The sequence below is a fragment of the Pseudomonas sp. S2_E01 genome, from assembly GCF_054668365.1.
Window position 1 is genome coordinate 768,685 of sequence record NZ_CP162762.1, and the last position, 26,115, is coordinate 794,799.

Consider the following 26,115-nt stretch of genomic DNA (forward strand, 5'->3'; position numbering starts at 1 on the left):
CGAGGGGCTGATTCAGGATGAAAGGCAGGCTGATTTACCTGATGGGGCCGTCCGGTTCGGGCAAGGACAGCTTGATCGAGGCGGCGCGAACGCCCTTGCTGGCCCTGGGGTGTGAAGTGGCGCGCAGAATCATCACCCGTTCGGCGCAGGCGCTGGGCGAAGATGCAATCCCAGTCTCTCGCGAGGAGTTCGAGCGCCGGCAGCGGGCGGGGGAGTTTGCGCTGTGCTGGAGTGCCCATGGCCTGGATTACGCAATCCCGGCGTCGATTGATCAGTGGTTGGAGAATGGCCGTGATGTATTGGTCAATGGCTCTCGCGGGCATCTGGCTCAAGCATTGGAGCGCTACCCGGCATTGCTGCCTATCCTGTTGACGGTCAAGGATGACGTATTGCGTGAGCGTCTGCTGCGGCGTGGGCGGGAGAGCCTGTCGGAGATTGACGCGCGCTTGAAGCGTAATGAAATGTTCATGTCCGACGATGCGGTATACATCCATCGACTCGACAATTCCGGCGACTTGGCCACCACGGTAATCCAGTTACTGGACCTGCTGCGGCTCAGCGCAAGACCGGATCAAACTTGATCCTGCGACCCGCAATCAGTGCCAGTACGAACAGTGCAGTGAACACGCCACAGGCGGCCAGGGGAACAAACGAATCCAAAGCCTGCGACGCATGGAGCATGCCGCTTGAAAGGGCGAGGATAAAAAAACCGGCGGCTGATTTGGACATGCAGTGCTCCTTGGGTGGTGGGGTCAAAATACCAGGCGATCAGAAGAGGGTGGCAGTGGCTTCATGTCCTGGTCCCGGCCTATGAGGCCTTGCTGATCACTGAGCATCGCCCATTGCGGGGCTTTCTGGATTTGCAGGTAATGAGGCGTGCGCTGCGCCATCGGATCAGGATCGTTCTCGGGGTGAGCACCCAGCAGGGTGGCCAAAGCGATTGCGTTCGCCAGCAAGAGAGCCTTGTTCATGTCGACCGGCCTCCAATCTTCTATGTGAACATTCAAAGCAGCCGGCGTGCCAACAGTCTAGTGACTATTAAATCATTTAAAAACAATACGTTAGGATAGTTTTTAGGTGCGGCTGCATTGCAATTTGCATTGATGGCATATTGCAGTGATGCAAATTACCCGATCAACAATTCCCGCTTCTGTGGCGGGCGCCTGCCTACACTTAAAAAGCCCTACGGACGACATGACAAATGCCGACGTGGCCGTTAACATGCACGCCGTCCATCGCACCGCGTTCTCTCGTGGTCGACTTGTGTCTCAGTAGCTCAATTGGATAGAGCATCCCCCTCCTAAGGGGAAGGTTGGCAGTTCGAACCTGCCCTGGGACACCATATTTTATGGGCTCTTCAGCTAAATCTGAGTTGCCCCAGCCAAGCCCGTGGGTGCATAGCGGGTGCAGCAGCGGACCTTTCAGGGCTCGTTTTGCGTCTATGACCCTTCCTCCATCGTCTTTGTAAACATTGCCTACACTCGAGATTGCCGAGAATGACCTCGCGCTCGATTGGGGTGTTTCCACGTTGACTATCAACATCGCGATCGCCACATACGACGCCTCGATGAACCCCCAATAGACGGGCTGCCTCTGCCACAGGCCTATGCTCTTCGGCAATCAAGTGTCGCGCATGACTGATCTGTTCCGGTGTGAGTAGCGGTTTCGCTCTTCGCTCATCCATGTCGGGACTGGCATTCGCCGGCCTTCTACATCCTTGACGCTTTTGGCCGGGATTCCAACTTCGGGCTTGTTAGCTTCGCTTGAGTGCGGTTCAGCTCATAAGGGCGGCCGTTGCCAGGGGCTCAGGGCATCGAAAAGGCCAGGGCCGCCGGCAAGTACCAGGGCCGGCCGACAGACGAGGATCTGCACAAGCGTGTGAAGGAGTTACTGGCGGCAGGTCTTGGAGTGCGCGCCGCAGCTCGACACGCCTCATGCTCAACCACGACGGAACCGGGGCCACAGTAACCCTTAAGAAAGCGGTAAGGGTGGAAGATTTGGAAATGATGGCGGTGACGGTAAAGGCGGTGGTGGCGGGCGATGCCCAAGCCTTATTGACAGTTCGCGTTGAGAAGAAGACAGCGCCGGCCAGATCATATGAACACTCGATAGCTTCATCTCTCGCAGGTCCTTTTTATGCTGATCACGCCGAAGGGCAACCTTGAAAAAAGAAGGGCTATGGTCGATGTCGTTCTCCTTCAGCCTCCACAGAACCACGAAGGCGAATTTCGGGGAAAGGTACCCATGACCTTGATAGTAGCGAAGGGCGTTAGCGAGTATTGAGCCGCCCTCTGCGTCGGCGAGCTTCTGCAGCGATCGCAAGCAAGCATCGTCGCGCATCTTCTGCGTCAAACGATCCAGCTTTTTCTGCGTGTCCTTTGCGGAGAGTTTACGGCCCGCTTCAAATACCGAAACACCGAATCTGAGGATGCACTGAGAACCCACCCAAAGCGCGTGGCCTGTGAACGCGTTTCGAATCTCAAACTGATAGCGGAGCGACTCCTGATCACAAAGCTCACATGTCTCAGTCGGGTGCTCGTGATCCCTCACCACATCCTTAAAAGACCACTCCTCGAAGGCCTCTGGCAGCGTCTTGCCTACAGACAGCGGAATGATATTTTCCCAAACTCGCTGCGGGTAACTTGCCATGACCGGTCTCCTACTTCGTCCTTGCTTGATCGTAGCCGGCGTATTGCGAATCCGCCCTTTCCGCACCACATTATCGAGCAGAATGCTGTCACCCTGCTGTCACGGGCATTTTTAAAAACTGATCAGTAGCCGGGAAGCTCTTATTTTACTGGTACCGAGACAGGAATCGAATCAGACACGTACAAGCCAATATTCACACAAGCCCTAGGAAATATGAAAGCAACAAAGGCGCTCAATTGGGTACTCGTATAGATAATAGGGACGCTTTGGCACTCAGCGCGGCTCTCTCGCAATTCATGAGGCGAGCCTTTACGGCTTGCTCCGCTCCTCTGGAGCCCCCCGTGAAGCGCGGAGCTTCAAAACATTGTAGATTCGCTGCGCGTAGCGTACGCACTGGAAGGATGGCGTTATGGTGGCCCGACATAAAAATCAGGTAACCTGCGTGCTTGGAGCGCTGGAGAGACCTCCAGTGCAAAGCAGCTCATCAAGGACCTAATGGGGGCAGCAGATGGACTTGAGCTTGGATAAAGAGACAACTGGCGCGTGGATTATTCACCACTCTAGGAAAATTGCTTCGGATACTGCCGCGCCGGCAGAGTATTCCGTTATAGACGAAGCCGGAAAGGCTGCACAGCTTCTAATGCGACTCGGGGAAACTAAAGAATCCAATCTTGGGAAGCAGGAAGTTGCCGCAATCGCTATGGCTACCGGCCTGAACCCTCGGGTTGAGCTTCCGCACTACCTAGAGCTCCTCAAGGCTAAGCGTCTGATTGATACCGGCGGGGATGAAATACAAGTTATAGGTGTGACGACCCGCGCAGTTTTGTCACATGCAGCCGACATTTTCAAAGATGCTCAACCGGGTATGCATGAGCACGCAGCGATTGCTATTGGGGAAATGGCGTCTCAAGCTCCAGTCTCGCTCATCATTGCCAAAGAGTTCGTTGGCGACAGTTACAAAATGAAGTCATCTGACGTTGATGATTTCATACGGCGCTCCACTGAGATTGGCTTCATAGATCAAGAGGGCGATGACCCTTCGAATATTTTGCTGTTTAATGGCAACCTGTTCAAAAAGGACTCAGTAAGCAAATCCGCTCGAGTACTTTCCTCTCTTTCAACAGCAGAGCAAAGTAGTTTTCTATCCATAACAGAGAAACTTAAAAGCGTAGGCTGCATTTACGCTGACAATTGCGAAAGGGAGCTCGGAGTGCCGCTTTTTGAGAAACTCAAGGCGGCTGGCGTTCTAGAGGTAAATACAGTTTCTAACGAGCGAGGCGATCATGCTTTTGTGACGCTACCTGGCGCTTTCCACAAATATGTAAACCCACTGATCGACGACACTTTCGACATGGCAAAAGCCCTTGTGTCTGCTTTATCATATGGAATGCAACTACGCCCAGCCTCACAAGGGCGGATTCTTAGCTTCGACTGGATCTTGGACGCGCTGATTGCAGGCCGAACTATTGGCCCCGCTTCAGCTATCGGCGCAGACTATCGCGTTTTGGAGCAGAACCGAGTCATCCAATTGTTCCCCGCTAATTCTGGTATGTTCCGTATGAAACTGCTAAAAAAGGAAGTTGGTGAGCTTGCCCTTCAAGTTCTTAAGCGCGGGAATGCAAATGCGGAAGCAATAAATACGCCCCCAAGCGCTCCGATGACTAATTATCAAGGGCCAGAGTACGCACGCGAGCAAACAAGAAAAAGACAGTCACAGCCGAGCAAGCGCCATACGCATGATATCTTGAGTACACTTCGGAGCAAGAGAGGAATCTGATAAATGGCCAAGACTGGAGATAAGGGCTACGTACTAGAGGAGCTTCTTCGAGCTTACTTTCTTCGAGCGGGAATGTACGCAGTCCGTGGTGTGCCACTACAACTTGATGGTGACGACTTAACAGATGTCGACATATGGATCTATGAGCAATCAAATGGTTCTTCTCGCAGACGTCAGATCGTGGACGCGAAGTCAAAGCTGAAGCCTAAGGCTATCGAACGCGTGTTGTGGACTAAGGGTTTGCTTGAATTGCTCCAGGTTGATGGGGCACACGTCGCAACGACTGATTGCCGGTCTGTAATTAAGGACGTTGCAACGCGCCTTGGAATATCGATCCTTGATGGTGCGGATCTCAAGCGAATGTCGGAAAGCGAAAAAATCATATTTCCAGAAAGACTCAGCGAAGAAGATCTCGACAAGTTAATCAAGTCGATAGATAAGGGCCGTAGGAGCAAGGAATTTCAAACTGGCTACCAAGACCTTAAAGCTGGATTAATTGATGGATTTGGCCCAGGGACGGTGAACAGATCGCTAGATCACTTCATTGCCTTTGCACGCTTACTAGCGTCCAGTCACCCCAGTAGTCCTGCAGCCGAGACAGCGCTGCGACTAGCATATATTGCTGCATCAATAGTTGCACTGACACTAGATTTCTGTCTTGCAAAAGTTTTCTTTAAGTCAGCAGAAGACAGACGCAAAACCATCTCCAATATCATTAGATTCGGTGATGAAGAGGAAGGCCCTGGACTTGAAAAGGTTCGAGTTGCTGCCGCTCTGATTGAGCGCTACACACCTAATGGCCGGGCAGTTTCGCAATCAATGCTTAACTCGATACGTACAGACCTCCAAAATATCCCTGCCGAAGTGATCACGGACCATGTGTTGACGCAGATGAAAGGCGTTTCACTATTTCAATTAGCACGCTCATTAGAATCCGAAGGATTTAGGATGAAGCCACGTGGGTTCGACCAACTCAAATTGGAGGAAAAGTCCTTCCTCGGCGTGCTACTGGATTTCGCAGGGCTGGAGCGCTCAGCATTTGCTGACTCTTGGAGTGGAGGCTCTGCACAGATACAGGAAGCTCCGAAAAGTACCGAGGCTAATGCGACAGGCTCACTTTTTGAAAATCTTTATTAACCGAAAGCTGGAGCATTGTCTGTTCGCACGGACAGCAATGCTCCCCAAGCATGTTTTCTTATGCCCAGTTTTCCTAACGACCAACACCGGGCCCCTCTGATGATTTGAATATTGATTTTGACGAGCCGGCGAACAAGCTCGGTGGCGGCAAGCTAACCTGGAGCAGCGTGGTCCGCGAAGCGGAGACGCAGACAGCTAAAAGCTTTGATATTATTCCGACACTTTCTGAACCTCCTCAACACATTTCCCCCCCCCGAGAGCTCTATGACGGATAAAAGCGGTGCAATCATTAACTATTGCTGTGTTTACGCCGCAACAGGAATTTACAATCCAAGCCCAGACTTGAACTCTGTATTGCTACATGATGAGAATGTGTCGATTCGTCTTCTAGGCTTAAAAGGCTATATAGAACTGGTAGATAGAGTCCTCTGCCCGCAAAATAAAGAAAACTCTGACAAGCTTCACGAAAAGACTAAGGAGAAAAATAGCATTCGTCGAAACACTTTCATCCTTCAAGCTCATAACCATGCCGTGATACATGTAGAGTCATATCTACCGCTCGAAGTTGTCAGTAGCTATTATGAAGAAAATTCCGAAATTCAAGCCTACGTCAAGGCGCCATTAAAATACAATGCGGAAAATGCGTTTAAAACTGTCTCGGCGGCGATGACATTTGCCAGAGGAAATTTGCTCTCGAAAAACTATGACTTCATTCACGAGCAGTACTACGTCACAAACAAGGAGTCATCGATAATAGAATTTCTAAACCCCGTGGAGGTTTTTGAAGGGGGCACAATGTCAGAAATCTCCATGGATGAAATAACAGTCGCCAAAGGACTCTCTTCAATTTTTCATCACGACAAAGAACTAAAAGACTTAATTTCCATCTATTCAGAATCCCTTACTCCAGATAAGAGCGGCCATCTTCACGCCTTTATTGCAGCATGGACAGCTCTAGAGATTTTCGTTGCGAAGCAGTTTAAGGAGCTGCAATCGAGCATTACGATAAGCATCAACGGCGCAACGACACATAAAGAGTTCTCGAGCCGCATGCTCATTGTAATGAATGACAAGTATCGTTTGGCAGATAAGTTTGCTGCCTTGTCAAACCTCTACGATAGGACAAACTCTGATGCGGACATAGCAGAGTTCAAGAGAATAAAGGGAATCAGAGATAAGTTCTTCCACAAGATGGAGGGGGAGGTGAAAAATCTGCCACTAGAACAGACTAGACAGTTGGTATCCAAGTATTTTCTTCTTTATCTTGAAACAAAGCAGGAAGGTTTCGTTTTCCAAAGAGCCACCAAACAGACTTCATGACTAAAAAGCGAGTATGAGCCTGCGCAACTCAAAGGGCACGCGAACAACCTTATATAGCGACATGGCTGTCAAATCCGTCTACTCACCTTTCGCAGCAACCCTGTGCCAAAAAGTGCTAATACTTACATTTCGGTCACGCTTAAGGTGTATAGGAGCAATGCCAGAAGGCTCGTCTGCGCAGCACGGCCACCGGCAAACAATGGCATATGATGAACCCACCTGAGACCTTGATAAACCTACTGCAAAGGGCTGTGGAGTATTCCAGCAGAGTGCGGTACTGGAATCAGCCTGAAATAAAAAAGCCCCGCTTGAAACTCCATGGCGGGGCCTATTAGTTTTTTATAATTGGCTAGGCAGTCGAGAGTGGACATCTATATTAATAATTACCAACACTCACAACGCATCCTGCTCACCTTCCTCTTCATTTTCGCCACTGGTTTCCTCTTGACTACGCACCCAATGACCGGAGAAAGTCGCTGAAACTCCGCAATACTCACTTGGCGTGAACGACGTAATTACAGCTCCTGACTTCCCTAGTACAACATTAAAAGTTTCACCGGTAGCTTTTTTATTTTCATCTACCACCCGCATCGATGTAGATATCTCTCCATTCGACTCGATCCTGGATACAGTGTTCTCCATAGCCCAAACATCACACTCGTGATGGGTGCTGGTATCTACAGTCTGTATATGTACAGCAATAGTTTGTACAGGGCTGCCGTACGCTAGCTCGTTCGCAACGAGCATTCTTCCAGCATATCCGTCTTCTTGGTATGAAAAGTAGGTAAACTGCTGGGAGAATGCGAAAGTTGAAACGCTTGAAATTGCCGCAATGGCTAGGTATTTGAGAGTGCTCACGGAGAATCCTTTTTGACCCAGGGATGTTATAGAACTTTAAAGGTCAACCTGTGACTCATATCGAAAAGTAACGGGTCGATTGCTAAATTTCTGGTGTTAGGGTCTCCCACCGTTTGTCCTTTAGCCATAAAGTAAGTACCCTCAACTTTTACCCTTTTCCCATTTAGCGCTTTGAATACCTCTGCTTCATCATCGTCAAGACCTGCAATATCTGCAACTCCGATACCGTACTGTTCACCCCGACGTGTTTCAGACTCGAAGTACAACCAGCCTTTCCAAGGGCCAGCCCCAATTTTTATTTGACCTATGAATCTCCCGTTTTCTCGGCTGTACCCTTCGCTGCCCGGTATCAAATATCCTGGAGTTGCGTCAACCACATAATCAACATTTGTAATTGGAAAATCTATCGCAACATCTTTTGCATACAGTATTGTTCTTTCAGAAACAGCATTAGCCTGGATAAACGCGTTAGCGATATCAGCATTCTTCAAAGCAGCAGCATATACAGTGAGATTTAGTTTTTGAGCAAATAAAATATTAGGATGGCCTGCGACCCCCCCAGCTGCACCACCAGTCTTGAAGAAATCATATAAAGTCTCGTCCAAGCTATAACCGGCTTTTTCGAACGCTTTATTCATGTACTTAGCATAAACATATGACCGTTCTGGCGTAGGGAGTATGGACTGAGCAACTCTTGACATATCGTAATTAAAGTCATCCTCATAGTGGTCCTTGAATTCGTTTGCCACCTCCTGAGCCGCCGAAATAGTCAAGGGGGAAGGTGGCAAAGCGGCATGAGACAAGGGACATAGTAATGTGAAGCAGAGCATCGCAAATAATCTGTGCATATCCAACTTCCTTATCAGCGTAGAATTTGATGCTTATGTAAAAGTGAGGGAAGTAAAAGCAATCAAGATGGGGCCTAATTACTCGATACTCTGAAACCATACAAACCTATGGTTCTGGTGATGGGGTCGACCATCGCAAACTGATGCCTTGGCGAAGGCTGGCTATAGGCGAGCAGGCTGGTATCCAAGATTTCGCCAAAAGGCTGGTCATAAAGCACCCAATGTCACGATTAGTGTGTTCACGATTAGATCACATCACCACATCATCTGGGAATGCCTCCTTCCCTACGTCATCGCTTTGGTCATCGTGTTCGTGAACTCCGTCTTGCCACAGGCATGACCCAGGAGGAATTTGCTGATCGTTGTGGTTTCGCGCGTACGTACATGTCCAGAATCGAAACCGGCGGGGCCAATCCTAGCCTTGACGCGATCAATACCCTTGCCGTTGCCCTCAACTCGGACCTAAAAAGCCTGTTCGCAGGTCTGTGATAGCGTCTCTTTCATGTTTCGTTGATGTACTGATCATTCGGATCAGCTGTCTACTTGGTTCGATGATCAAGTTTTACTAGTCAGGATATGGGTGACGCCTTAGAAAACTGTAAATGATTACTACTCAATAAGGAGAGTAATCATGGCAATAACATGTCCTGCTTGTAATAAAAAATTGTTTAATGAATCCAAGCAAGCTCGAAATCAGGTGTATTGCACTCCAACTTGTCGAAAAAGGCAGCACCGCATAAAAAAACGTGCTCAAAACTTATCGATTCGTATGCAGCATAGAGAAGATAACCTCCTGCTGAATGACGAGATGCGCTACGTGGTTGCTCAATGTAAATACGCGGGTACAGTCCAGATTTTGAGCGACCATACACTTGAGTCTCTCGCCAGAACAATGGAGTTGATTAGGAATAGACCTGCGGGACATGTGCATTTGTGCCATGTAGCACCAGTTAAGGGCAATCAATTCATTGGATTGCTCCATTATAGAAATCTTTATTATGGAGGAGACTATCAGAATAATATATTCAGAAATAGCCACGCGGGAGGCGGTCTCTACATCGGTGTTGAAGATCTTGATCCGGTTTGGACTGTGGGAGGAGATACTCCAAATAAAGAAGTCTTGCGCTTAATTAAAGAATTCTTAGGAGATGTATTAACTAACTACATAAGAAGTTGCTCGGTCAGGAAATCTAAGAGAGTTCAGATTGCTAAAAAAATCATGGAGTCTGATAATCAGCTAACCATGGATAAGCTTTTGGATTTGAGTTTCAATGAATTAAGTGATCGTTATAAAGCTGCTACCCGCAGGCCGTTGTATAAGCCAGCTAAGCGTGATGAATCTAAATTTTTAGCTTATATGGATAGTCTGACTCGTTTTATTGAACTTGATATAGAGCGTAGTGCAATGCTCAAGAAGTTAAGAGAGCTAATGGTCATGGCCTATATGGCGCTAGAGCGCATTGAGGCCAGTGATACATTCAACAAAGAGTTTTACGTAAAGTATGAGCCTCTTGTCAAAATTAAATATGGTCAGGTCATGTTGAAAAATGAAAACAACTGGTCATCATTTAAAGATCTTGTCTACGAAGCTGCTTTTATGGGGCTTCAGGGCTGTGATATAAATATACGGAAACTTCGCAAAGAGATTATGTCATATTTGCATTTCCCAGAAAAAGCATGGCGAGTAACAGCTTCGCCATGGCAATATAAAATGATGTACACGCGTTCTTTAGATTAGGTCATCAAAATTCTACTCACTAGCCCAGAGCTTTTCAAGATTGACATCTTCACTGTCGGGCTGCCTAGCAAAATTCAGTTTTTCAATTTGTAAAGTCATAGGTAAATCAAAAGACGTTCCTGTGATGATACAGCAGCCTTTAGATAGATTAGGAATCAAGCTCCTAGAGAGATTGTCAAGAGTGCTGATAGTATTGTCTAGCAGATATAGATCGCGCTCATTAACTAACCGGTGGATAAAGAAATTGTGAAGCTGCGATACTATAGTTGGGGAAATATCGGCCGGGCGCTGACTCGAAAGTGTGATGAACATACCAAATTTTCGGCCTTCTTTGATGATCTCTTCAAAAAGCTCAAGTCGGTAATCTTTCCAGCTTTCGTGCTCTCTTGATGACTGCTGGGATAGAATATTATGAGCTTCATCGATGATCAGGTGCATCGTCTTGTCGGGTGGATTTTTAACGGTATTCTTGTGCTGATGATAGAAATGCTTAGCTATCAGCAAAGGCAAAACTTTTTTGATATCCTGATTGCATTTTCGTAAGGATATTACTGTTAGAAGCTTTGTTTTATCTTCCTCTTCCCCAATAACGATAACTTTTTTCAGGCCCGATAGGGAAGAGTCTATCCTTTTTAAAAGTGGCTGAATATGCTCAAATTGTACGTGCCCGTGCAGTAGGTCGTGGATTAACTGAAGATCTGCCCGAGTTATTAGTTCATCAAATTGATTCGTATCGCCAATTGTGAGTTGCGCAACGGCTAGGGCAAAAGTATTTTGGAAAGCAATGCCATCTGCCTGAAAAAACAAATTATCTCTAGATCGGTGGAATTTATTAGCAGCACCATGCCAGGAAATTTCTCGGAGCATTGTGCCGAGGCCCACAGCCCCTACGCTATCTACAACCCGCCTTAAAAGATCGAGCGCCTCTGGCTTTGGTGCAGTTGCGCTAAATACCGCCAGAAAAGTTCCTCGGATGTAGTTCAGTAAACTATTAGGAGCATCAATAAATTTTGCTCTTCCGTTTATTAACCGATTTAGGAAAGGTCGTTGGGTATTCGCGGTAGCTTGGAAAAGAATACATAAGGTGTCAGAGTTCCAGAACTCTTCCGGCGCTAACGGAAATTTATCTCCATCTGTTATCGATGTGTCTAGCTTTAGTACCGATTTCCTACTGCCTTCAATAAATTGGCCCGTTGTATATTCTCCATTGAAGTCTAGAATAGCAAACTTGCTTTTCTGACCTATAGCATCTGCCTTCTGTTCAAATAGCACTGTGTACAGTTTTGCCAGTGTATTTGACTTCCCACTGCCTGTGTTTCCGAATATACCAATGTGACTGTTGAATAGTTTTTCCCAAGGTAACGATATAGGCAGTTCTTCTTTCAGCATTTTTCCAATAACAAAACCTTCTTTTTGGTTTCGCGTATAAATCTTCGAGATCATTGCTTCTTGCATTAAAAAAGCTGGATCTTTGATCATCGGAAGAAATTTAATGCCCTCATTAAATTTGTCGTGTTCAAAGTATCCTATTGGTTTGGCTTCGACTTTTCTGATGTATTGCATTTTTTCAGAGTGTTGCTCATATCTATTCTCGTCTAGGTACTCGCCTTCGATTATGCAGATGATGTCTCTGAAACCCCTTCTGATTGAAATATATTCTCGGATTGAAACTCCTTTATATTTAGCGCCTTCATAAAATAGGGTTTCTCTGTTTGATTCTTCGAATACTTTTAGCGTAACCTTTATTCCATGTACTCCTATCACTTCTCCTATCTTAATGCTCATTGGCTGTCTCCGGAAGACAAGTGGTGAGCGCCTAACTGCTCGGTGAGCGTAAAAACGTTATCATTGAAGTTTCTAAAGTTGAGATATTCGTCCGTGGAAATAAGCTCAACATTTTTATATATATCGAATAGCCGTTTCATAGATTCGTGTTCGTGTTGGTGGAAGCAGCATATGAACACTTGCAGTGATGGATTCGACAAAGATCGTTTTACTAGATTTAGGATGTGTTCATCTGCGAATGAAAACCCAAACGTTATGAAGACCGCGTTTGGCTTCTCAAGCTCGTAGCTGAGCAGTCGTAACATCTGATAATAATGCTCTTCGAACACTGTCTCGTGAAACTTCCATTTGGTTGGATTAACGATAGGCAGTGTCGAGTATTTTTTCCAAAAGCAATCCTGCTCTTGCTGACTTATTTCAAAGTTGGGAATATTCTCTACTAAACCATCTTTGTCTTTCAATAGGCTTGAAAATTCGGAGAGTTTTTCGAGTGGTAAATCATCGATCAGATGGTCCGCTCTATTGTTGGAGTAGTCGACAGTTATACTGCTTCCGTCTTTATACCAATACGCAGATCCATGTAAATGAATTAGATTTATTTGTGGTATCGTGGTGCGGTGACGTTCGAAAATCCCAGTTTGCGAAACTAGGCTATTGAAATTTTTGGCCTGTAGATAGCGTTTGTTGAACCCTCGCGTCCCATCATTTATGATGAAATCAGTAGTTCCTTTTCTAAGTATGTCATCAGCCACATGAACAAAACATCCATCATAGTTTGTTGTGAATAGATTGCAGGTTTTTTCGTAATCCTTCCTACTTTGTAAGATTGCTAATATTGTGACTAAGAAATTTTCATAGTTGTTAGTAACGCTTGACTTTTCTGTGTCTTCTTTGATCTGAGCTAGACTGAACTGCATTACAGGTTCGATGCATTCTTTATAATAGTGCATGAATAGCAATGTGTAGAGTGACTGGTTATTTTCGTGCTGGAAGTGGGTCGCCAAAGTTTCAATGGTCTGGCTTTCATCCCAGATATTTTTAATATCAAGAGCTAAAGTTGGGAAGAGCCCATAAGAAGCGCCTGCACCGATTAAAAAGTTTAAGGGCTTGTCATAGATTTCGTTGATGCTGATTTTATTTGGCATGATGCCTTCCTTGCAGATATCCGGAGCTTGTTTTCCAGCGCGTCCGTGCGTAAGTGGTTCCTACACGGGTGTCCTAAATTTGCAAAACCGATGAACCTGCGACGCTACTCATTTGCCATCATCCTGTCTACATCGGCGCTGTGAGGGAGTGGTTAGGCATCCTATCGTTTGTGTCTACCTTTAAGAGAATCGCTGGAGCTGTAAGCCGCGCTATCAAATAGATATTGGCAGAAGTCTAAATGATAGATTATCATTGTTCTATCTGTTTTTATGTCTTAATGAGAGTGTTCCTGTATGGTCCTTGCACACCTATATTTGCGAGCGTCTACAAAAGATCAGGATGCGAACCGGGCCCGTGTTTCTTTGATGGCTTTTGCAGCCAGCCGAAATTATGTAGTGGCCGGGGTCTATGCCGACAATTTCTCTGGTACCAAATTGCAACGGCCTGAACTCCACAGGCTGCTGACCATTGCGGAGCCTGGGGAAGTTTTGTGTGTTGAATCAGTAGATCGCCTTTCCCGGCTCAGCCAAGCGGATTGGGAAGCCCTTAAGGGGACGATTAATTCAAAAGGTTTGAGGCTGGTAGTGGCCGACTTACCTACTAGCTGGGAGCATCTGGATGGAGGCCTCAACGGTCGCAGCGACATTGCAGGCTCTGTAATGCATGTAATTAATAACATGCTCATTGATTTAATGGCGACCATGGCTCGTCTTGATCAAGAAAAACGTGTCGAACGGATTAGGCAGGGTATTGCCAACAAGAGAGCGGCTGATCCTTCTTGGAAAGCGGTAGGGAAACGGAAGAGCATTGAGAAATGGCAGCGGGTTGAAAAGCTTCTCAAAGGTCAATCGGCTTCAAACATGACAGTCAAAGAGATAGCCGAAGCTGCGAATGTCGGGATGGCCACGGTTTATAGAATCAAAAAAGAGCTCGGCTCCTCAACGTCTCACAGCTAGATGGAGAATTGCATTCCACTTGACCACCCGTTTGCATTGCAACTGACCAGCCATTTGCATTCGACTTGCCCAGTTGTTTGCATCGGATCTGACCCGCGCAATGGGCGTGCCTTGACCGGCAGAAATCGGCCAAAAGCGGACGTTAGAGAAGAGGAGCCACCGGCGAGATGCGTTCACCGAATTGCTCTCAAAAATTCCAAGCGATTCTTCTGCAACGGGGCCATGCCTCGGGGCTTGATGGTCGAGACATTGAAAGAATTTGCGCTAAAGTTTAATAGCGTGGCTTGAATTCAGGGGGGTTGTTTTCTTATGTTTTGGTATTTACTGTCATGCCATTACCTTTTCCATAAGATTGTAAGTTTCTCAGGACATGGATAGCCGTCGTGTATTCTGGTACAAGGCTAGCAGCGTACTTGTCGCCCTTGATGCTGTTGGCTTGAATGCTATCTAATTGCATGGCGAAATATTCCAGTGCGTTGAATTTGGCGTCTGGATCATTCTGTAGGCCAAATCTATCGAATCTATCTCCGGCTTTCATTAATGTCATGGAGGTTATATCGGAAATCAATCCTTGACCTCTTAAAAAAGCACTAAGATTTCCTAGCTGCTTTGACGATACGTTTTCAGGGTCGAAGCCTTTGACGTTTTTATAGACTTTCTGTTCATCCATTTTTGCCGTGTTAAGAGCATTAGGATTATTTCCTACCAGAGCCAACATCTGTCTGACTTTGACACTATTCGATACAGAGTTGCCGTTCGTCATGTTATTAATCAGTAGGCCTGACTTTGCAACCCATCCCCCGGTATAGCCGATAGTCATTATTCCAGCTCCTTGAATTGAACGTGATTTATAAACCGGTGAGGATGCTCTAAGCGCTGAAGCCACCGTCAACGGTAAACCCTGCACCGGTTATATGCCGTGCATCCGGTCCGCAAAGGAATGCCACCATGTTGGCTACGTCTTCGACCTTGCCGTAATGACCCAGCGCCATGCCATCTCGCATCGCCTGGGCACCGGCGCCATCGGCGGGGTTCATGTCTGTATCTGTAGGGCCGGGGTGTACGATGTTTACAGTAATGCCACGTGCGCCCACGTCTCTCGCCAGGCCTTTGGTCAGTGCAATGAGTGCCGCTTTGCTCATTGAATAAATGCTTAGATTGGTCATCGGTACGCGTTCAGCCAAGCAGCTACCTAAATTGATAATGCGGCCACCATCAGGTAAATGAACCAGTGCAGCCTGACTTGCCAGCACTACAGACTTAACATTGATGTTTAACACTGAATTTAGAGTGTCAAGTTCTAATTCATCGAGCGGACCGTACTGGAAAATTCCTGCATTGTTTACCAGTATGTCCAGACCGCCCAGAGCCTGAGCGGCTTGATTGACGGAGTTTTTGACCGCTTCGGGGTCTGAACTATCGGCTTGGAATGACACAGCGTTGCGTCCGCTCTCCTTGATTTGTTTTACCAGTGCCTCTGCTTTTTCATGAGATCGTTCATAGGTAATCGCAACGTCCGCCCCCTTGGCTGCTAATGCTAGGGCGATTGCTTTACCAATACCACGACTTGCGCCTGTGACCAGTGCGCGTTTGCCATTAAGATTACTCATAACTCTGACTTCCTTTGGTGGATGGAAATAAACACTCAGTCAGCAATTCAATATTTTTTAGTCGAGTGTTGGTACAAGTTTTGGAGTGCTGAATCTTTCGGAATGAAGTATTGAATAGTCCGCAGGCCTGCTGCGAGCGCGGGTTGCTCCGCTCAGATGGTTTACCATCCAAGTATCGCAACCGAATATATCAATGGGCTGGCTAAAGCCTATGCTCTTAGTGTTTAGAAGATAAAACGCTTGAGCCTCTAACAGTGGCATTTGACCTCCGGGCTAAGTCTGTTGACCTACTTAAGCGCAAAGCATTTTGGAAATAGATGGTTCTTGCGTCCTTTCGGTCTGAGATCCGAATGAGTGTCGAGATTATGATCTTGGTTGATGAGTTGATAAATGATGTTTGTCGAAACACTTTGTGGCGTTTTTTACCACAATAACGTTCTGTTTATTTCAGGCAAAAAAAGACCCGCTTGCGGGCGGGTCAAAAGTAAAACCAAAGGTAGGCGGAACAAAAAGACAAGGTTGATTCGTATGGCTTTATGCTTCGCTTGGTAATAGCTTATCGGCTTTCTGGATTCGGTATAATCGACTTCGCCGATAGTGATAATTAAAAACCATTCGCCTCAGGGCAAGGGTTTAGTGTTTATTAATTCCAGTAGGTGTGATAGTGGTGATTTAAATGGGCCGCTATTTTATAGTTGCATAACACATCATTATTTCTGATATCAGTCGCCGTTGTAGTTCTCCAGCTATTACCGGTAACTGAACTCAGGATTGTGTTAGGTTGCGGGTAATCTCAAGCTCTCTGACAAATGATTCAAAACTACCCGAGTTTTTGCCGACATTTTTTGTCCTGAGGGGATCAAAGCATGCACAGGTAATCCGGCTGTACTTGACTGAGGCAGCAAATGCACGAGCGCGCCCTCACAGATATACGGTTGGGCCATGCGGTCGAGTATTTGGCCGACGCCGAGGCCTTTAACCATAGCGTCGATGATGACCTGTGTATCTGATGTGATGATTTGTGGCTCAGGGGAGATTTCCCTGATATGGCCTTCATCAAGTAGCGTCCATGGACGCAAACGACCGTTACGACCACGGAAGATCAACGCTGAGTGGTTGGCGATATCACTCACCGATTTAAGGTCGCCCCTGCGAGCGATGTAGTCCGGAGATGCATAAAGTCCAAAGGTCGTGTCACACAACTTTCGCACGGTCATTTCACTGTCGGTCAGCAATTCGCCGATGCGCACGACGATATCCCAGCCTTCTGCAACAGGGTCTGACACCTGATCGGTGATGGCCAGTTCCAGGGTGAGTTTCGGATAGCGCCCAGCGAGGGCTGCGAACGTGGGCAAAAGCAGACGGCCAAAACTTGCGGGGAGATTGAGTCGCACGCGTCCAATTGGCTCGCTGCGCCGAACTTTAAGGGAATGTTCCACCTCTTTGAGATAATCCAGAGCGGTCAAAGCCCCCACTAAATAGATTTCCCCATCTTCGGTGAGACGAATTACCCGCGTGGTCCGCTGGAACAATTGGGTGCCAAGGCGTTTCTCCAGGCGTTGCACGGCTTTTCCGACGTTGGATTTATCTGTGCCCAGGCCCTCAGCGGCGCGAGTGAAGCTCCCGGTTTGAGCAACGGCGGTGAATGTCACTATATCGGGCATCGAAATATCAGACCGTCTGATCATTGTCTCTCCTGGCGCCACAAAGCGTCTTCTTCGGCATCGTTTATCAACAGGCGGTTGCTGTTTATTCTCAACGAAACAGCATTCTTTTTCGGACTTCGGATAGGTTCAGATGGGCGGGCAATACGTTGCATATATGTTTTTCCCAAGTTGCCTCAGTCTCATCCGCGTGCAGATGCGAGTGACTGATGGCCATTAATGAAAAGTGTTTCATAGATTTCAATCTCAATCTGATGACTACTTTCATAGTGGTCTATCGTGAGTGCAGCGTGTCCCGGGCGGCCCTTTGTCTTGGCGTCAAGCAACCTGCGGTGAGTAACTCGCTGGCTCAATTGCGATTGCACTTCCGCGATCGTTTATTTCTTCGGGCCGAGCACGGTGTGCGTCCTACCGCCAAAGCCATAAAAATTGCCACCGCGCTCATCCCCGCGATGAATCGGATCGAGTTATTGTTGGTGGCCAATCGGTGATTCACGGGTTGTTTCAGTTCGCTCTAGCGCTGAAATGTGGCACCACAAACTGCTCCAACTCCTCGATCATTTCTTGGGCCGGTCGCTGGCCGAATCTGAAATTCAGCATGACGTGATTAACGCCAATATCGCGCAGCAATTCTAGGAGCGCTTTCAAGTGGTTGCGGCCCAGCCGATAACCCAAATGAATGGCGTGTGGAGGGAAGTCGGGATTATCGGTCAGTTCGACGTAGAGCGAGCAGCAAAAAGGCTTGAAGACCTCGCCACATTGTTGCTGCACGACCGCCCGCCAGTGGCGAATGATGGCTTGCTGATGCTCTGGCGGTCGCGGGTAATTGATCCAGCCATGGCCATTGGCAGCGATCCATTCAATGGATTGGCGACTGTTTCCTGTAATCAACAAAGGTATTTCATTGGCGAAGGGCTTGGGGACCATATCGCCGCCAGACAGCAGGCCATTACTCCATCGCAAGGCCTCAAAACGAGTGGTTTGCGATTTTCTCAGTACTTCGATGTATTCGCGAAACAGTTCACCACGGTGTTCGGGATTAACGCCGAATGCCGGAAACTCCACCGGACGGTCGCCCGTGGCAACCCCGAGTAGCAGTCTACCGCCACTCAGTTGGTCGACGCTTGTGGCCGCTTTGGCCAAGTGCAAGGGATTGCGAAGAGGCACCACGCTAGATGCTGTTCCGAGCGCGATACGTTCGGTTTGTGCAGCGATGTAACCAAGGTAAACAAATGGGTCAAACACTTGACCGACATCACCGAAGTCAGGATCCAGTAAAGGCACATCACGAACCCATAACGCGGCAAATCCCGCGGCTTCTGCTTGCCGTGCTCGTTCTGCCTGGTGCTGCATGGTTGGGGATGCGCCTGAGTAGGCTTCGATAGGAAAGACCGCGCCCAGTGTCAATTGACCTTCTTCAAAGGTGCGGCGAAATGCCGGCTGAGCGTAATACGGCAGCGTGGAAAGGCTTAGCATGGAAGGACCGTGTTGGAGGCTATGGATCGCAGCCTATGGCGCAGCTGATACAACAACAAACAATCATTTTTTGTATAAGATACAAATATGAACAGAGTAGCGAGACTAGGAATCAAACAGCTGCGGATTTTTTCCGCATTGCTCAAGGAAAAAAATCTCAGTGTTGTCGCCGACCAGATGGGGCTAACTCAGCAAGCCGTTAGCGCTAATGTGGCGACGTTAAGGGAGGTTTTTGGCGATCCGTTGTTCGTGCGCACGGGCCGTGGAGTTACGTCCACGTCGCTAGCACAGGAACTGGCGGGCGAAGTGAATGAAATCCTTTGCGCACTTGATCGGCTAATAGATCGAGCACCTTTCGATCCAGCACAGGCGTTTGCTCAGGTGAATATTTGTGGGGCGGACTACGCGCACTATGTCGCCCTCGCTCCTCGTCTGAGTGACATTCGTGAGCAGGCCCCCCATCTAAAGTTGATCCTGAGCGAGCTGCAAATCGATTCTCTGGCTGGAAAAATGGCTAGCGGTGAGATCGACATTGCGATTTCCCTTCCTGAGTACGTTCCGGCGAACTTTCCGCGGCGGACTCTGTTTCATGAGCACTATGTGTGCGTCGCGCAAGAAGCGTCTGAGCTATGCCATGGTGTGGTCAGTCTGGACGCATTGGCTCGACAGCCTCATGTGGTGGTTTCGCCCGCCAGGGCCAATTTGCAGGGCTCGGCAGATGGTTGGTTCGAGCAACGCGGCTTGCAACGCAACATCATTCTCTCGGTGCCGCATTTTCTACTGGTTGGGCAGATGGTCAAAGCCACTGGCGCTGTGGCGTTCATTCCCTCCCGCCTTCTGCCATACCCCGGTTTGAAAATCGTGCAACTGGAAGAAAATGTCAGTCCCCCTGGATATGAGTTGATTGTGGCCTGGCACCCGCATTCGGCATCCAGCCCGCTGATCAATTGGATCGTCAACATGTTGGCTGGCTGATTTTCCTCGATTTTCATTGTGTCGATAAACGCCACAATGGGTGTCCCTGCGCATCGTTTATCAATCCGTAAGAGGCTTCCACAATGGACGCCTCCGGTCCTGTGTGATCCATCCGATGAACTGGTCCGGCCCCGGCGATAGGTCGCAAGTCCTAGCGTTATCTGATCCGATTACCAGGAATCATCATGATGTTAGCTAGTCGTAAAAGTGTGTCCGTAGCGCTAGGTGCGCTCTTTATAGTTGTTTGTGCTGCGGGCGTACCTTTTGCGCAGCGTCACAAAGGTACATTTATCAGCTCTGCCGAAGCAGCCAGCGCTCCGGCGCCGGTCGTTGACGTCAGTGTTGCGGTTGTAGTGTCGCAACCCATTACAGAGTGGCAATCCTACTCCGGTCGACTGGAGGCGATTGATGAGGTTGCCATTCGGCCGTTGGTAGGCGGCACGATTGTTGGCGTTCACTTCAAGGACGGAAGTCTGGTGAAGCGAGGCGAACTGTTGTTCAGCATCGACCCCAAACCCTACCAGGCTGAATTGGACCGTGCCGCGGGCGTGTTGGCCGCGGCACAATCGCGCGCAGTTTTCGCCACGGCGGACGCCGCGCGTGCTGACCGGCTCATCGATGCCAACGCGATCTCCAAGCGTGATCGGGACGAAAAACACAATGCACTGCGCGAAGCCCAAGCGCAGGTAAAAACAGCGCAGGCCGCGTTGGATTCCGCACGGATCAATCTTGGCTACACCCAGATAGTTGCGCCTGTGGCCGGTCGGGTGTCCCGCGCGGAGTTGACGCTGGGCAATGTCGTTGCGAGTGGTGCCGCTGCGCCGCGTCTGACTACGCTGGTGTCGGTGTCTCCGATTTATGCCTCGTTCGACGTCGATGAGCAGACATATCTGAGCTACCTCAGTGGTGCTTCTCGTCTGGCGGTACCGGTATCGCTGGGGCTGGCCAATGAATCTGGCTATTCCCGTCAAGGCAGGATCGATTCGGTCGACAATCAACTGGACAGCCGCTCGGGCACCATCCGTGTACGCGCCCGTTTCGATAATGCCAACGGCGCACTTCTACCGGGCCTGTACGCCCGCATCAAGGTCAGCGGTGGTCAGCCGCACACGGCAGTGATGATCAATGATGCGGCGGTCGGAACCGACCAGACGCGCAAGTTCGTGCTGACGGTGGATGAGCAGAATCGCGCCCAATACCGCGAGGTGGTACTGGGTAACTTGCATGACGGACTGCGTGTGGTATTGAGCGGCCTGAAAGCCGGAGACAGGGTGATCGTCAATGGTATGCAACGCGTGCGGCCACAAGACTCAGTAAATGCTCAAAGCGTCGATATGGCGAGCCTGGCTCCTTCAATCAAGCCCGCGGCCTAAGGCGTAGCAAGTCCCATGAATATCTCAAGATTCTTTATCGATCGGCCGATTTTCGCCGGTGTTTTGTCAGTGCTGGTCGTACTCGCCGGGCTCATCGCTCTGATGAAATTGCCTTCCTCGGAATATCCGGAAGTCGTACCGCCTTCTGTGATTGTGCATGCCCAGTACCCTGGGGCAAATCCCAAGGTGATTGCCGACACGGTTGCTTCGCCTATCGAGGAGCAAATCAATGGCGTCGAGGACATGCTGTACATGCAGTCGCAGGCGACCAGCGATGGCAACATGACCACCACGGTGACGTTCAAACTGGGCACCGATCCCAACCTTGCCCAGCAGCTTATCCAGACGCGAGTAGCCCAAGCGCTTCCGCGCCTGCCCGAAGAAGTCCAGCGCCTGGGGGTGACCTCAATCAAGTCATCGCCGACGCTGACCATCGCGGTGAACTTGGTCTCACCGAACCGTCGCTACGACATGCCCTACCTGCGTAACTATCTCCTGATCAACGTGCGAGATCGGCTTGCGCGCATTCCCGGCGTCGGCGAGGCGAGGTTGTGGGGCGGTGGCGATTACTCCATGCGCATCTGGCTGGACCCGCAGAAAATCGCGCGCCTGAACATGACGGCGACCGACGTGGTCAATGCCATTCGCGAGCAGAACGTACAAGTCGCAGCGGGGATGGTCGGCGGCGCACCGATGATGACGAACGTCCCTTTGCAGTTAAGTATCAACGCTCAGGGTCGACTGAAAACTGAGCAGGAATTCCTGGACATCATCCTCAAGTCTTCGGTCGACGGCGCCGTGACTCATCTCTCCGATGTAGCACGGGTTGAGGTCGGTGCGGCCGAATACGGGTTGCGCTCGCTGTTGGATAACGAGCAGTCGGCACAGGTGGTGATCTTTGAGCAACCCGGCGCGAACTCTTTGCAGATTTCCCGGGATGTTCGCGCCGCGATGGACGAGTTGCAGGCCGACATGCCTGAGGATCTGGAATACCGAATTGCCTATGACCCCAGTCAGTTCGTTCAGGAAAGCATCAATGCAGTGATCATGACGCTGTTCGAAGCGATCGCCCTGGTAGTGCTGGTGGTGATTGTCTTCCTGCAAACCTGGCGCGCGTCGCTGATTCCGCTGTTGGCCGTACCGGTGTCGATCATCGGCACGTTCGCGCTTTTACTGGCATTCGGTTATACGATCAACGCGCTCTCGCTGTTTGGCATGGTGCTTGCCATCGGTATCGTGGTCGACGATGCGATTGTTGTCGTCGAGAACGTAGAGCGCAATATTGAGGCTGGGCTGTCACCCCGCGATGCGACCTACAAAGCCATGCAGGAAGTCAGCGGGCCGATCATTGCGATTGCCCTGACACTGGTCGCGGTGTTCGTGCCGCTGGCGTTCATGTCAGGATTGACTGGGCAGTTCTACCAACAGTTTGCGATGACGATTGCCATCTCGACAGTGATCTCTGCGTTCAACTCGCTGACCCTGTCACCGGCGCTGGCGGCGGTGCTGCTCAAAGGTCACGACGCTCCGAAAGACTGGTTGACCCGAGTGATGGATCGCCTCTTCGGGCGCTTCTTCGATGGGTTCAACAACGTCTTCAACCGCGGCTCAAAGTCTTACGGCCATGGGGTTAATCGTCTAGTCAACCGCAAAATGGTGATGCTGGTCATCTACGGTCTGCTTCTCGGTGCGGCAGTTTTCATGGGCAAAGTCGTGCCAGGCGGATTCGTTCCGCAACAGGACAAGGACTATGTGCTGGCCGTGGCGCAATTGCCCAATGGCGCCTCCATGGAACGTACTGAGCAGGTGGTGCGGCGCATGGCCGAAATCGCGCACCGGATACCGGGTGTCGAGCGTGCCGTTCAGTATCCGGGGATGTCGATTAATGGCTTCACCCACTCATCAAGCGCGGGGGTTATTTTCATGATCCTCAAGCCTTCGATCCAGCGCGGCGAAGGCGAATCGACAGAGGACATCGTCGCTCAATTGAACGGCGAATATTCGCAGATCAAAGAGGCGAGTGTGGCGGCGTTTCCTCCGCCACCTGTGCTGGGACTCGGCACGCTGGGTGGCTTCAAGTTGCAGATCGAGGATCGTGGCTCGCTAGGATATGAAGCGTTGAATGACGCGACCCAGGCATTCCTGGCGAAGGCGGCGCAGGCGCCCGAGTTAGGCCCGTCGTTCACTACCTTCCAGATCAACGTGCCGCAACTCAACGTCGAACTGGACCGAGTAAAAGCCAAGCAATTGGGGGTTTCGGTGACCGACGTGTTCGCCACGCTGCAAATCTATCTGGGGTCGACCTACATCAACGACTTCAACAAGTTTGGACGGGTCTATCAGGTTCGTGCCCAGGCCGACGCGCCGTTCCGTGCCACCGCGGCGGACATCGGGCTGCTCAAGACCCGTAACGCCGCCGGAGAGATGGTGCCTCTGTCGTCAGTGGTAAAGGTCACTACCACTTATGGTCCAGAGTCGGTGGTGCGATACAACGGTTACCCGGCTGCAGACATCAATGGTGGCCCGGCACCAGGTTATTCGTCCGACCAGGCGCAAGCAGCTGTCGAACGAATTGCTGCCGAAGTATTGCCCCGTGGCGTGAAATTCGAATGGACGGATCTGACCTATCAGCAGGTATTGGTGGGTAATGCTTCGTTGTGGATTTTCCCGATCAGTGTGTTGCTGGTGTTCCTGGTGCTGGCAGCTCTCTATGAAAGCCTGACCTTGCCGCTGGCAATTATCCTCATTGTGCCGATGAGCATCCTTTCGGCGTTAATCGGTGTTTGGCTGACCGACGGCGACAACAACATTTTTACCCAGATCGGGTTGATGGTGTTGGTTGGACTGTCGGTGAAGAACGCGATCCTGATTGTAGAGTTTGCCAGGGAGTTGGAGATGCAGGGCCGCACCATCATCGAGGCGGCAGTCGAAGCTAGCCGCTTGCGCCTGCGGCCAATCCTGATGACATCCATCGCGTTCATCATGGGGGTGGTGCCGCTGGTGTTTTCTTCCGGAGCGGGTGCGGAAATGCGCGAGGCCATGGGCATCGCGGTCTTCTTCGGCATGCTCGGCGTGACGCTGTTCGGCTTGATGTTGACGCCGGTGTTTTACGTGCTGCTGCGCAAATTGTCGGGTGTCGAACATCTGGTTGATAAGCACGGAATGCACCCAAGTCTTCAGAGCGTTGCAGCCGGCCATGTTCACAGCGGCCCCGGCGTTGCGCACCCACAGTGAGTATCAGAATCATGAAAGCATTTTCCTTAGGTTCATTTCTGGGGCGCTGTGCAGGGGTTTTTTCAGTGTTGACCGTGGCGGGTTGTTCCCTGCAACCGGGTTATGACAAAGAAGCTCTGGTGCCACCCTCGGCTTTCAAGGATGAGGCACAGTTATCAAACGAGGAGGGCGGGAGCTGGAAAACTGCCGAGCCCTCTGAAGCGCTGGAGCGTGGGCTTTGGTGGACCGTGTTCAATGACCCTGTGCTCAACGACCTTGAGCATCAAGCCATGCAGGAAAACCAGAACCTGCATGTTGCAGCGGCGAGGCTCAAGCAAGCCCGAGCGCTAAACCAAACTGCGCAGGCCGGCCTGTTCCCGACTCTCGAAGCCGGATTCAGTCCTACACGTCAACGTCTGTCGCCAGCGTCACAATCTCCGTCGCAGTCGGATCGGGGCGATGGGGCGCAGCAAACCCTGTGGCGCGCACAGGCAGGTGTGTCATACGAGGTCGACCTGTTCGGTCGCGTTGCTTCTATGGTGGATGCCGCCGATGCTGAAACTGAGCGCAGCGAAGCGTTGATGCGTTCGGTGCAGTTAAGCGTGCAGGCTGACGTTGCAGAGAATTACTTCGTGCTGCGGCAAATGGATGCGCAAATCGATGCGTTTGCAGACGCTGTGAGGTTGCGTGCGCAAGCACTCGCATTGGTAAGGCAACGATTTGAACTGGGCGACATCAGTGAGCTGGATGTCGCCCGTGCTGAATCGGAGTTGGCTATCGCGCGCTCTGATGCGTTGTCGGTACAGCGCCTGCGTGCTGCGGCAGAGCACAGCTTGGCGGTGCTACTGGGTAAAACGCCGGCGCAGTTTTCGCTGAAACCGAGTTCTCAGCAAACCGTAGACATCCGTATTCCAGCGGGCTTGCCGTCATCCCTGTTGGAGCGTCGACCGGATATCGCCGCCGCCGAACGCTCAATGGCGGCAGCCAATGCCCGGATCGGCATGGCCAAATCAGCATTTTTCCCTGCGTTGCACCTGACCGGAGCTGCCGGCTTTGAGTCCGGCTCGCTGGGTAACCTGTTCCAGTGGAGTAGCCGCACCTTCCTGCTCGGTCCGCTTGTGGGCACGGCGCTGAATGTGCCGATCTTCGATGGCGGGCTACGCAAGGGCAACCTGGCAAACGCCAGGGCGCTTTATGAACAGGACGTGGCACTTTATCGCGAGCAGGTGCTGATCGCCTTTCAGGAGGTGGAAGACGGTCTGTCCGACTTGAGGATCCTACGGGTTCAAACCGCAGAGCAGGATCGCGCGGTCGCGGCTTCAGAACGAGCGTCAGCAATTGCCCGCAGCCAATACATGGAAGGCAACGTCATTTACCTCGCGGTGATCGATGCCGAGCGCACGGCACTTCAATCGCGCCAGGGAGCAGTGCAGTTGAGAGGACTGCAAGCCATTGCCACCGTCAATCTCATTCGTGCGCTGGGTGGCGGTTGGGAAGAACGCCCCACGTTGGCGCAAGGCAATTCCAGGCCGGAATAGGCGGATTTGGTCAACAGATCGTAGACCTACAACCACTTCCATGGTGTTTCAA

The 26,115-nt window shown here is 50.2% G+C and carries 23 protein-coding genes, 1 tRNA gene and 1 pseudogene; 14 read left to right on the top strand and 11 right to left on the bottom strand.

Features of this window, described 5'->3' with window-relative positions:
* Window positions 1-17 precede the first annotated feature (17 nt).
* The gene (gene phnN, locus AB4O36_RS03580) at window positions 18-581 is read left to right on the top strand and encodes a phosphonate metabolism protein/1,5-bisphosphokinase (PRPP-forming) PhnN (RefSeq protein ID WP_460141073.1); all 564 of its coding nucleotides are present in this window, start codon (window positions 18-20) and stop codon (window positions 579-581) included.
* On the opposite strand, the gene AB4O36_RS03585 is transcribed toward phnN, so the two are convergent.
* Together AB4O36_RS03585 and AB4O36_RS03590 are read right to left on the bottom strand one after the other, a co-directional pair.
* Window positions 556-729, bottom strand: a complete 174-nt coding sequence (locus AB4O36_RS03585) for a PA3371 family protein (protein WP_460121739.1) — start codon at window positions 727-729, stop codon at window positions 556-558. The two genes, phnN and AB4O36_RS03585, sit on opposite strands and share 26 nt — an antisense overlap.
* A gap of 23 nt (window positions 730-752) precedes the next feature.
* Window positions 753-971, bottom strand: coding sequence for a hypothetical protein (locus AB4O36_RS03590; RefSeq protein ID WP_460141074.1), 219 nt, complete (start codon window positions 969-971; stop codon window positions 753-755).
* A 294-nt stretch (window positions 972-1,265) separates the two neighbouring features.
* On the opposite strand from AB4O36_RS03590, the gene AB4O36_RS03595 reads away from it, so the two are divergent.
* Window positions 1,266-1,342: transfer RNA gene (locus AB4O36_RS03595), tRNA-Arg, on the top strand.
* A gap of 461 nt (window positions 1,343-1,803) precedes the next feature.
* Window positions 1,804-1,968: pseudogene (locus AB4O36_RS03600) on the top strand (recombinase family protein); the annotation flags it as partial.
* Window positions 1,969-1,971: 3 nt separating this feature from the next.
* Here AB4O36_RS03600 and AB4O36_RS03605 read toward each other — a convergent pair.
* Window positions 1,972-2,649 (bottom strand): hypothetical protein, encoded by a 678-nt coding sequence (locus tag AB4O36_RS03605; protein WP_354336389.1) that lies wholly within the window; start codon window positions 2,647-2,649, stop codon window positions 1,972-1,974.
* A gap of 520 nt (window positions 2,650-3,169) precedes the next feature.
* Here AB4O36_RS03605 and AB4O36_RS03610 point away from each other — a divergent pair.
* The 3 genes from AB4O36_RS03610 (at window position 3,170) to AB4O36_RS03620 (ending at window position 6,883) form a co-directional block, all read left to right on the top strand.
* Window positions 3,170-4,426: a hypothetical protein gene (locus tag AB4O36_RS03610; RefSeq protein ID WP_149036698.1), complete on the top strand. Its 1,257-nt coding sequence runs from the start codon at window positions 3,170-3,172 to the stop codon at window positions 4,424-4,426.
* A gap of 3 nt (window positions 4,427-4,429) precedes the next feature.
* Entirely contained in the window at window positions 4,430-5,563 is a 1,134-nt protein-coding gene (locus AB4O36_RS03615; protein ID WP_460141075.1) for a hypothetical protein, read from the top strand.
* A 264-nt stretch (window positions 5,564-5,827) separates the two neighbouring features.
* On the top strand, window positions 5,828-6,883 hold the full coding sequence (locus tag AB4O36_RS03620; RefSeq protein WP_460141076.1) for a hypothetical protein: 1,056 nt from the start codon (window positions 5,828-5,830) through the stop codon (window positions 6,881-6,883).
* A gap of 393 nt (window positions 6,884-7,276) precedes the next feature.
* On the opposite strand, the gene AB4O36_RS03625 is transcribed toward AB4O36_RS03620, so the two are convergent.
* Both AB4O36_RS03625 and AB4O36_RS03630 read right to left on the bottom strand, forming a co-directional pair.
* Window positions 7,277-7,741 carry a hypothetical protein gene (locus AB4O36_RS03625; protein ID WP_054985394.1) on the bottom strand — a complete coding sequence of 155 codons (465 nt, stop codon included), beginning with the start codon at window positions 7,739-7,741 and terminating at the stop codon, window positions 7,277-7,279.
* A 26-nt stretch (window positions 7,742-7,767) separates the two neighbouring features.
* On the bottom strand, window positions 7,768-8,589 hold the full coding sequence (locus tag AB4O36_RS03630) for a hypothetical protein (protein WP_460141077.1): 822 nt from the start codon (window positions 8,587-8,589) through the stop codon (window positions 7,768-7,770).
* Between the two features lie 273 nt (window positions 8,590-8,862).
* On the opposite strand from AB4O36_RS03630, the gene AB4O36_RS03635 reads away from it, so the two are divergent.
* Together AB4O36_RS03635 and AB4O36_RS03640 are read left to right on the top strand one after the other, a co-directional pair.
* Window positions 8,863-9,078, top strand: a complete 216-nt coding sequence (locus AB4O36_RS03635; protein WP_082441044.1) for a helix-turn-helix domain-containing protein — start codon at window positions 8,863-8,865, stop codon at window positions 9,076-9,078.
* Window positions 9,079-9,220: 142 nt separating this feature from the next.
* Window positions 9,221-10,327 (top strand): hypothetical protein, encoded by a 1,107-nt coding sequence (locus AB4O36_RS03640; RefSeq protein WP_460141078.1) that lies wholly within the window; start codon window positions 9,221-9,223, stop codon window positions 10,325-10,327.
* Window positions 10,328-10,339: 12 nt separating this feature from the next.
* On the opposite strand, the gene AB4O36_RS03645 is transcribed toward AB4O36_RS03640, so the two are convergent.
* Both AB4O36_RS03645 and AB4O36_RS03650 read right to left on the bottom strand, forming a co-directional pair.
* Window positions 10,340-12,112, bottom strand: coding sequence for an ATP-binding protein (locus AB4O36_RS03645; RefSeq protein ID WP_354336394.1), 1,773 nt, complete (start codon window positions 12,110-12,112; stop codon window positions 10,340-10,342).
* On the bottom strand, window positions 12,109-13,257 hold the full coding sequence (locus AB4O36_RS03650; protein ID WP_354336395.1) for a hypothetical protein: 1,149 nt from the start codon (window positions 13,255-13,257) through the stop codon (window positions 12,109-12,111). The genes AB4O36_RS03645 and AB4O36_RS03650 overlap by 4 nt, the downstream gene beginning before the upstream one ends.
* A 294-nt stretch (window positions 13,258-13,551) precedes the next feature.
* On the opposite strand from AB4O36_RS03650, the gene AB4O36_RS03655 reads away from it, so the two are divergent.
* On the top strand, window positions 13,552-14,214 hold the full coding sequence (locus AB4O36_RS03655; protein WP_460141079.1) for a recombinase family protein: 663 nt from the start codon (window positions 13,552-13,554) through the stop codon (window positions 14,212-14,214).
* A gap of 307 nt (window positions 14,215-14,521) precedes the next feature.
* On the opposite strand, the gene AB4O36_RS03660 is transcribed toward AB4O36_RS03655, so the two are convergent.
* From AB4O36_RS03660 to AB4O36_RS03670, 3 genes are all read right to left on the bottom strand, one after another.
* Window positions 14,522-15,034 (bottom strand): hypothetical protein, encoded by a 513-nt coding sequence (locus AB4O36_RS03660; protein WP_460141080.1) that lies wholly within the window; start codon window positions 15,032-15,034, stop codon window positions 14,522-14,524.
* Window positions 15,035-15,083: 49 nt separating this feature from the next.
* Window positions 15,084-15,824 carry an SDR family NAD(P)-dependent oxidoreductase gene (locus tag AB4O36_RS03665; RefSeq protein ID WP_460141081.1) on the bottom strand — a complete coding sequence of 247 codons (741 nt, stop codon included), beginning with the start codon at window positions 15,822-15,824 and terminating at the stop codon, window positions 15,084-15,086.
* A gap of 776 nt (window positions 15,825-16,600) precedes the next feature.
* Window positions 16,601-17,512 carry a LysR family transcriptional regulator gene (locus tag AB4O36_RS03670; protein WP_310848085.1) on the bottom strand — a complete coding sequence of 304 codons (912 nt, stop codon included), beginning with the start codon at window positions 17,510-17,512 and terminating at the stop codon, window positions 16,601-16,603.
* 185 nt (window positions 17,513-17,697) lie between these two features.
* On the opposite strand from AB4O36_RS03670, the gene AB4O36_RS03675 reads away from it, so the two are divergent.
* Complete coding sequence (locus AB4O36_RS03675; protein ID WP_310848083.1) at window positions 17,698-17,979, top strand: LysR family transcriptional regulator; 282 nt, start codon at window positions 17,698-17,700, stop codon at window positions 17,977-17,979.
* Window positions 17,980-17,992: 13 nt separating this feature from the next.
* Here the strand turns inward: AB4O36_RS03675 and AB4O36_RS03680 are convergent, their stop codons facing one another.
* Window positions 17,993-18,964 (bottom strand): LLM class oxidoreductase, encoded by a 972-nt coding sequence (locus AB4O36_RS03680; RefSeq protein ID WP_310848082.1) that lies wholly within the window; start codon window positions 18,962-18,964, stop codon window positions 17,993-17,995.
* An 87-nt stretch (window positions 18,965-19,051) separates the two neighbouring features.
* Between AB4O36_RS03680 and AB4O36_RS03685 the strand changes: the two genes are divergently transcribed.
* The 4 genes from AB4O36_RS03685 to AB4O36_RS03700 all read left to right on the top strand — a co-directional run bounded on the left by AB4O36_RS03685 (window position 19,052) and on the right by AB4O36_RS03700 (window position 26,063).
* Window positions 19,052-19,939 (top strand): LysR family transcriptional regulator, encoded by an 888-nt coding sequence (locus AB4O36_RS03685; RefSeq protein WP_310848081.1) that lies wholly within the window; start codon window positions 19,052-19,054, stop codon window positions 19,937-19,939.
* Window positions 19,940-20,127: 188 nt separating this feature from the next.
* Window positions 20,128-21,312, top strand: coding sequence for an efflux RND transporter periplasmic adaptor subunit (locus AB4O36_RS03690; RefSeq protein WP_460142106.1), 1,185 nt, complete (start codon window positions 20,128-20,130; stop codon window positions 21,310-21,312).
* A 15-nt stretch (window positions 21,313-21,327) separates the two neighbouring features.
* The gene (locus AB4O36_RS03695) at window positions 21,328-24,546 is read left to right on the top strand and encodes an efflux RND transporter permease subunit (protein WP_310848079.1); all 3,219 of its coding nucleotides are present in this window, start codon (window positions 21,328-21,330) and stop codon (window positions 24,544-24,546) included.
* Between the two features lie 11 nt (window positions 24,547-24,557).
* Window positions 24,558-26,063, top strand: coding sequence for an efflux transporter outer membrane subunit (locus AB4O36_RS03700; protein ID WP_460141082.1), 1,506 nt, complete (start codon window positions 24,558-24,560; stop codon window positions 26,061-26,063).
* Window positions 26,064-26,115 lie beyond the last annotated feature (52 nt).

Bases quoted from the DNA above. Each gene is read 5' to 3' on its own strand.
- AB4O36_RS03590 (WP_460141074.1), bottom strand. From the start codon at position 971: ATGAACAAGGCTCTCTTGCTGGCGAACGCAATCGCTTTGGCCACCCTG.
- AB4O36_RS03685 (WP_310848081.1), top strand. From the start codon at position 19,052: ATGAACAGAGTAGCGAGACTAGGAATCAAACAGCTGCGGATTTTTTCC.
- AB4O36_RS03605 (WP_354336389.1), bottom strand. From the start codon at position 2,649: ATGGCAAGTTACCCGCAGCGAGTTTGGGAAAATATCATTCCGCTGTCT.
- AB4O36_RS03620 (WP_460141076.1), top strand. From the start codon at position 5,828: ATGACGGATAAAAGCGGTGCAATCATTAACTATTGCTGTGTTTACGCC.
- AB4O36_RS03635 (WP_082441044.1), top strand. From the start codon at position 8,863: ATGCCTCCTTCCCTACGTCATCGCTTTGGTCATCGTGTTCGTGAACTC.
- AB4O36_RS03695 (WP_310848079.1), top strand. From the start codon at position 21,328: ATGAATATCTCAAGATTCTTTATCGATCGGCCGATTTTCGCCGGTGTT.
- AB4O36_RS03585 (WP_460121739.1), bottom strand. From the start codon at position 729: ATGTCCAAATCAGCCGCCGGTTTTTTTATCCTCGCCCTTTCAAGCGGC.
- AB4O36_RS03680 (WP_310848082.1), bottom strand. From the start codon at position 18,964: ATGCTAAGCCTTTCCACGCTGCCGTATTACGCTCAGCCGGCATTTCGC.
- AB4O36_RS03670 (WP_310848085.1), bottom strand. From the start codon at position 17,512: ATGATCAGACGGTCTGATATTTCGATGCCCGATATAGTGACATTCACC.
- AB4O36_RS03700 (WP_460141082.1), top strand. From the start codon at position 24,558: ATGAAAGCATTTTCCTTAGGTTCATTTCTGGGGCGCTGTGCAGGGGTT.
- AB4O36_RS03655 (WP_460141079.1), top strand. From the start codon at position 13,552: ATGGTCCTTGCACACCTATATTTGCGAGCGTCTACAAAAGATCAGGAT.
- AB4O36_RS03675 (WP_310848083.1), top strand. From the start codon at position 17,698: ATGGCCATTAATGAAAAGTGTTTCATAGATTTCAATCTCAATCTGATG.
- AB4O36_RS03615 (WP_460141075.1), top strand. From the start codon at position 4,430: ATGGCCAAGACTGGAGATAAGGGCTACGTACTAGAGGAGCTTCTTCGA.
- AB4O36_RS03645 (WP_354336394.1), bottom strand. From the start codon at position 12,112: ATGAGCATTAAGATAGGAGAAGTGATAGGAGTACATGGAATAAAGGTT.
- AB4O36_RS03665 (WP_460141081.1), bottom strand. From the start codon at position 15,824: ATGAGTAATCTTAATGGCAAACGCGCACTGGTCACAGGCGCAAGTCGT.
- AB4O36_RS03660 (WP_460141080.1), bottom strand. From the start codon at position 15,034: ATGACTATCGGCTATACCGGGGGATGGGTTGCAAAGTCAGGCCTACTG.
- AB4O36_RS03640 (WP_460141078.1), top strand. From the start codon at position 9,221: ATGGCAATAACATGTCCTGCTTGTAATAAAAAATTGTTTAATGAATCC.
- AB4O36_RS03630 (WP_460141077.1), bottom strand. From the start codon at position 8,589: ATGCACAGATTATTTGCGATGCTCTGCTTCACATTACTATGTCCCTTG.
- phnN (WP_460141073.1), top strand. From the start codon at position 18: ATGAAAGGCAGGCTGATTTACCTGATGGGGCCGTCCGGTTCGGGCAAG.
- AB4O36_RS03650 (WP_354336395.1), bottom strand. From the start codon at position 13,257: ATGCCAAATAAAATCAGCATCAACGAAATCTATGACAAGCCCTTAAAC.
- AB4O36_RS03690 (WP_460142106.1), top strand. From the start codon at position 20,128: ATGTTAGCTAGTCGTAAAAGTGTGTCCGTAGCGCTAGGTGCGCTCTTT.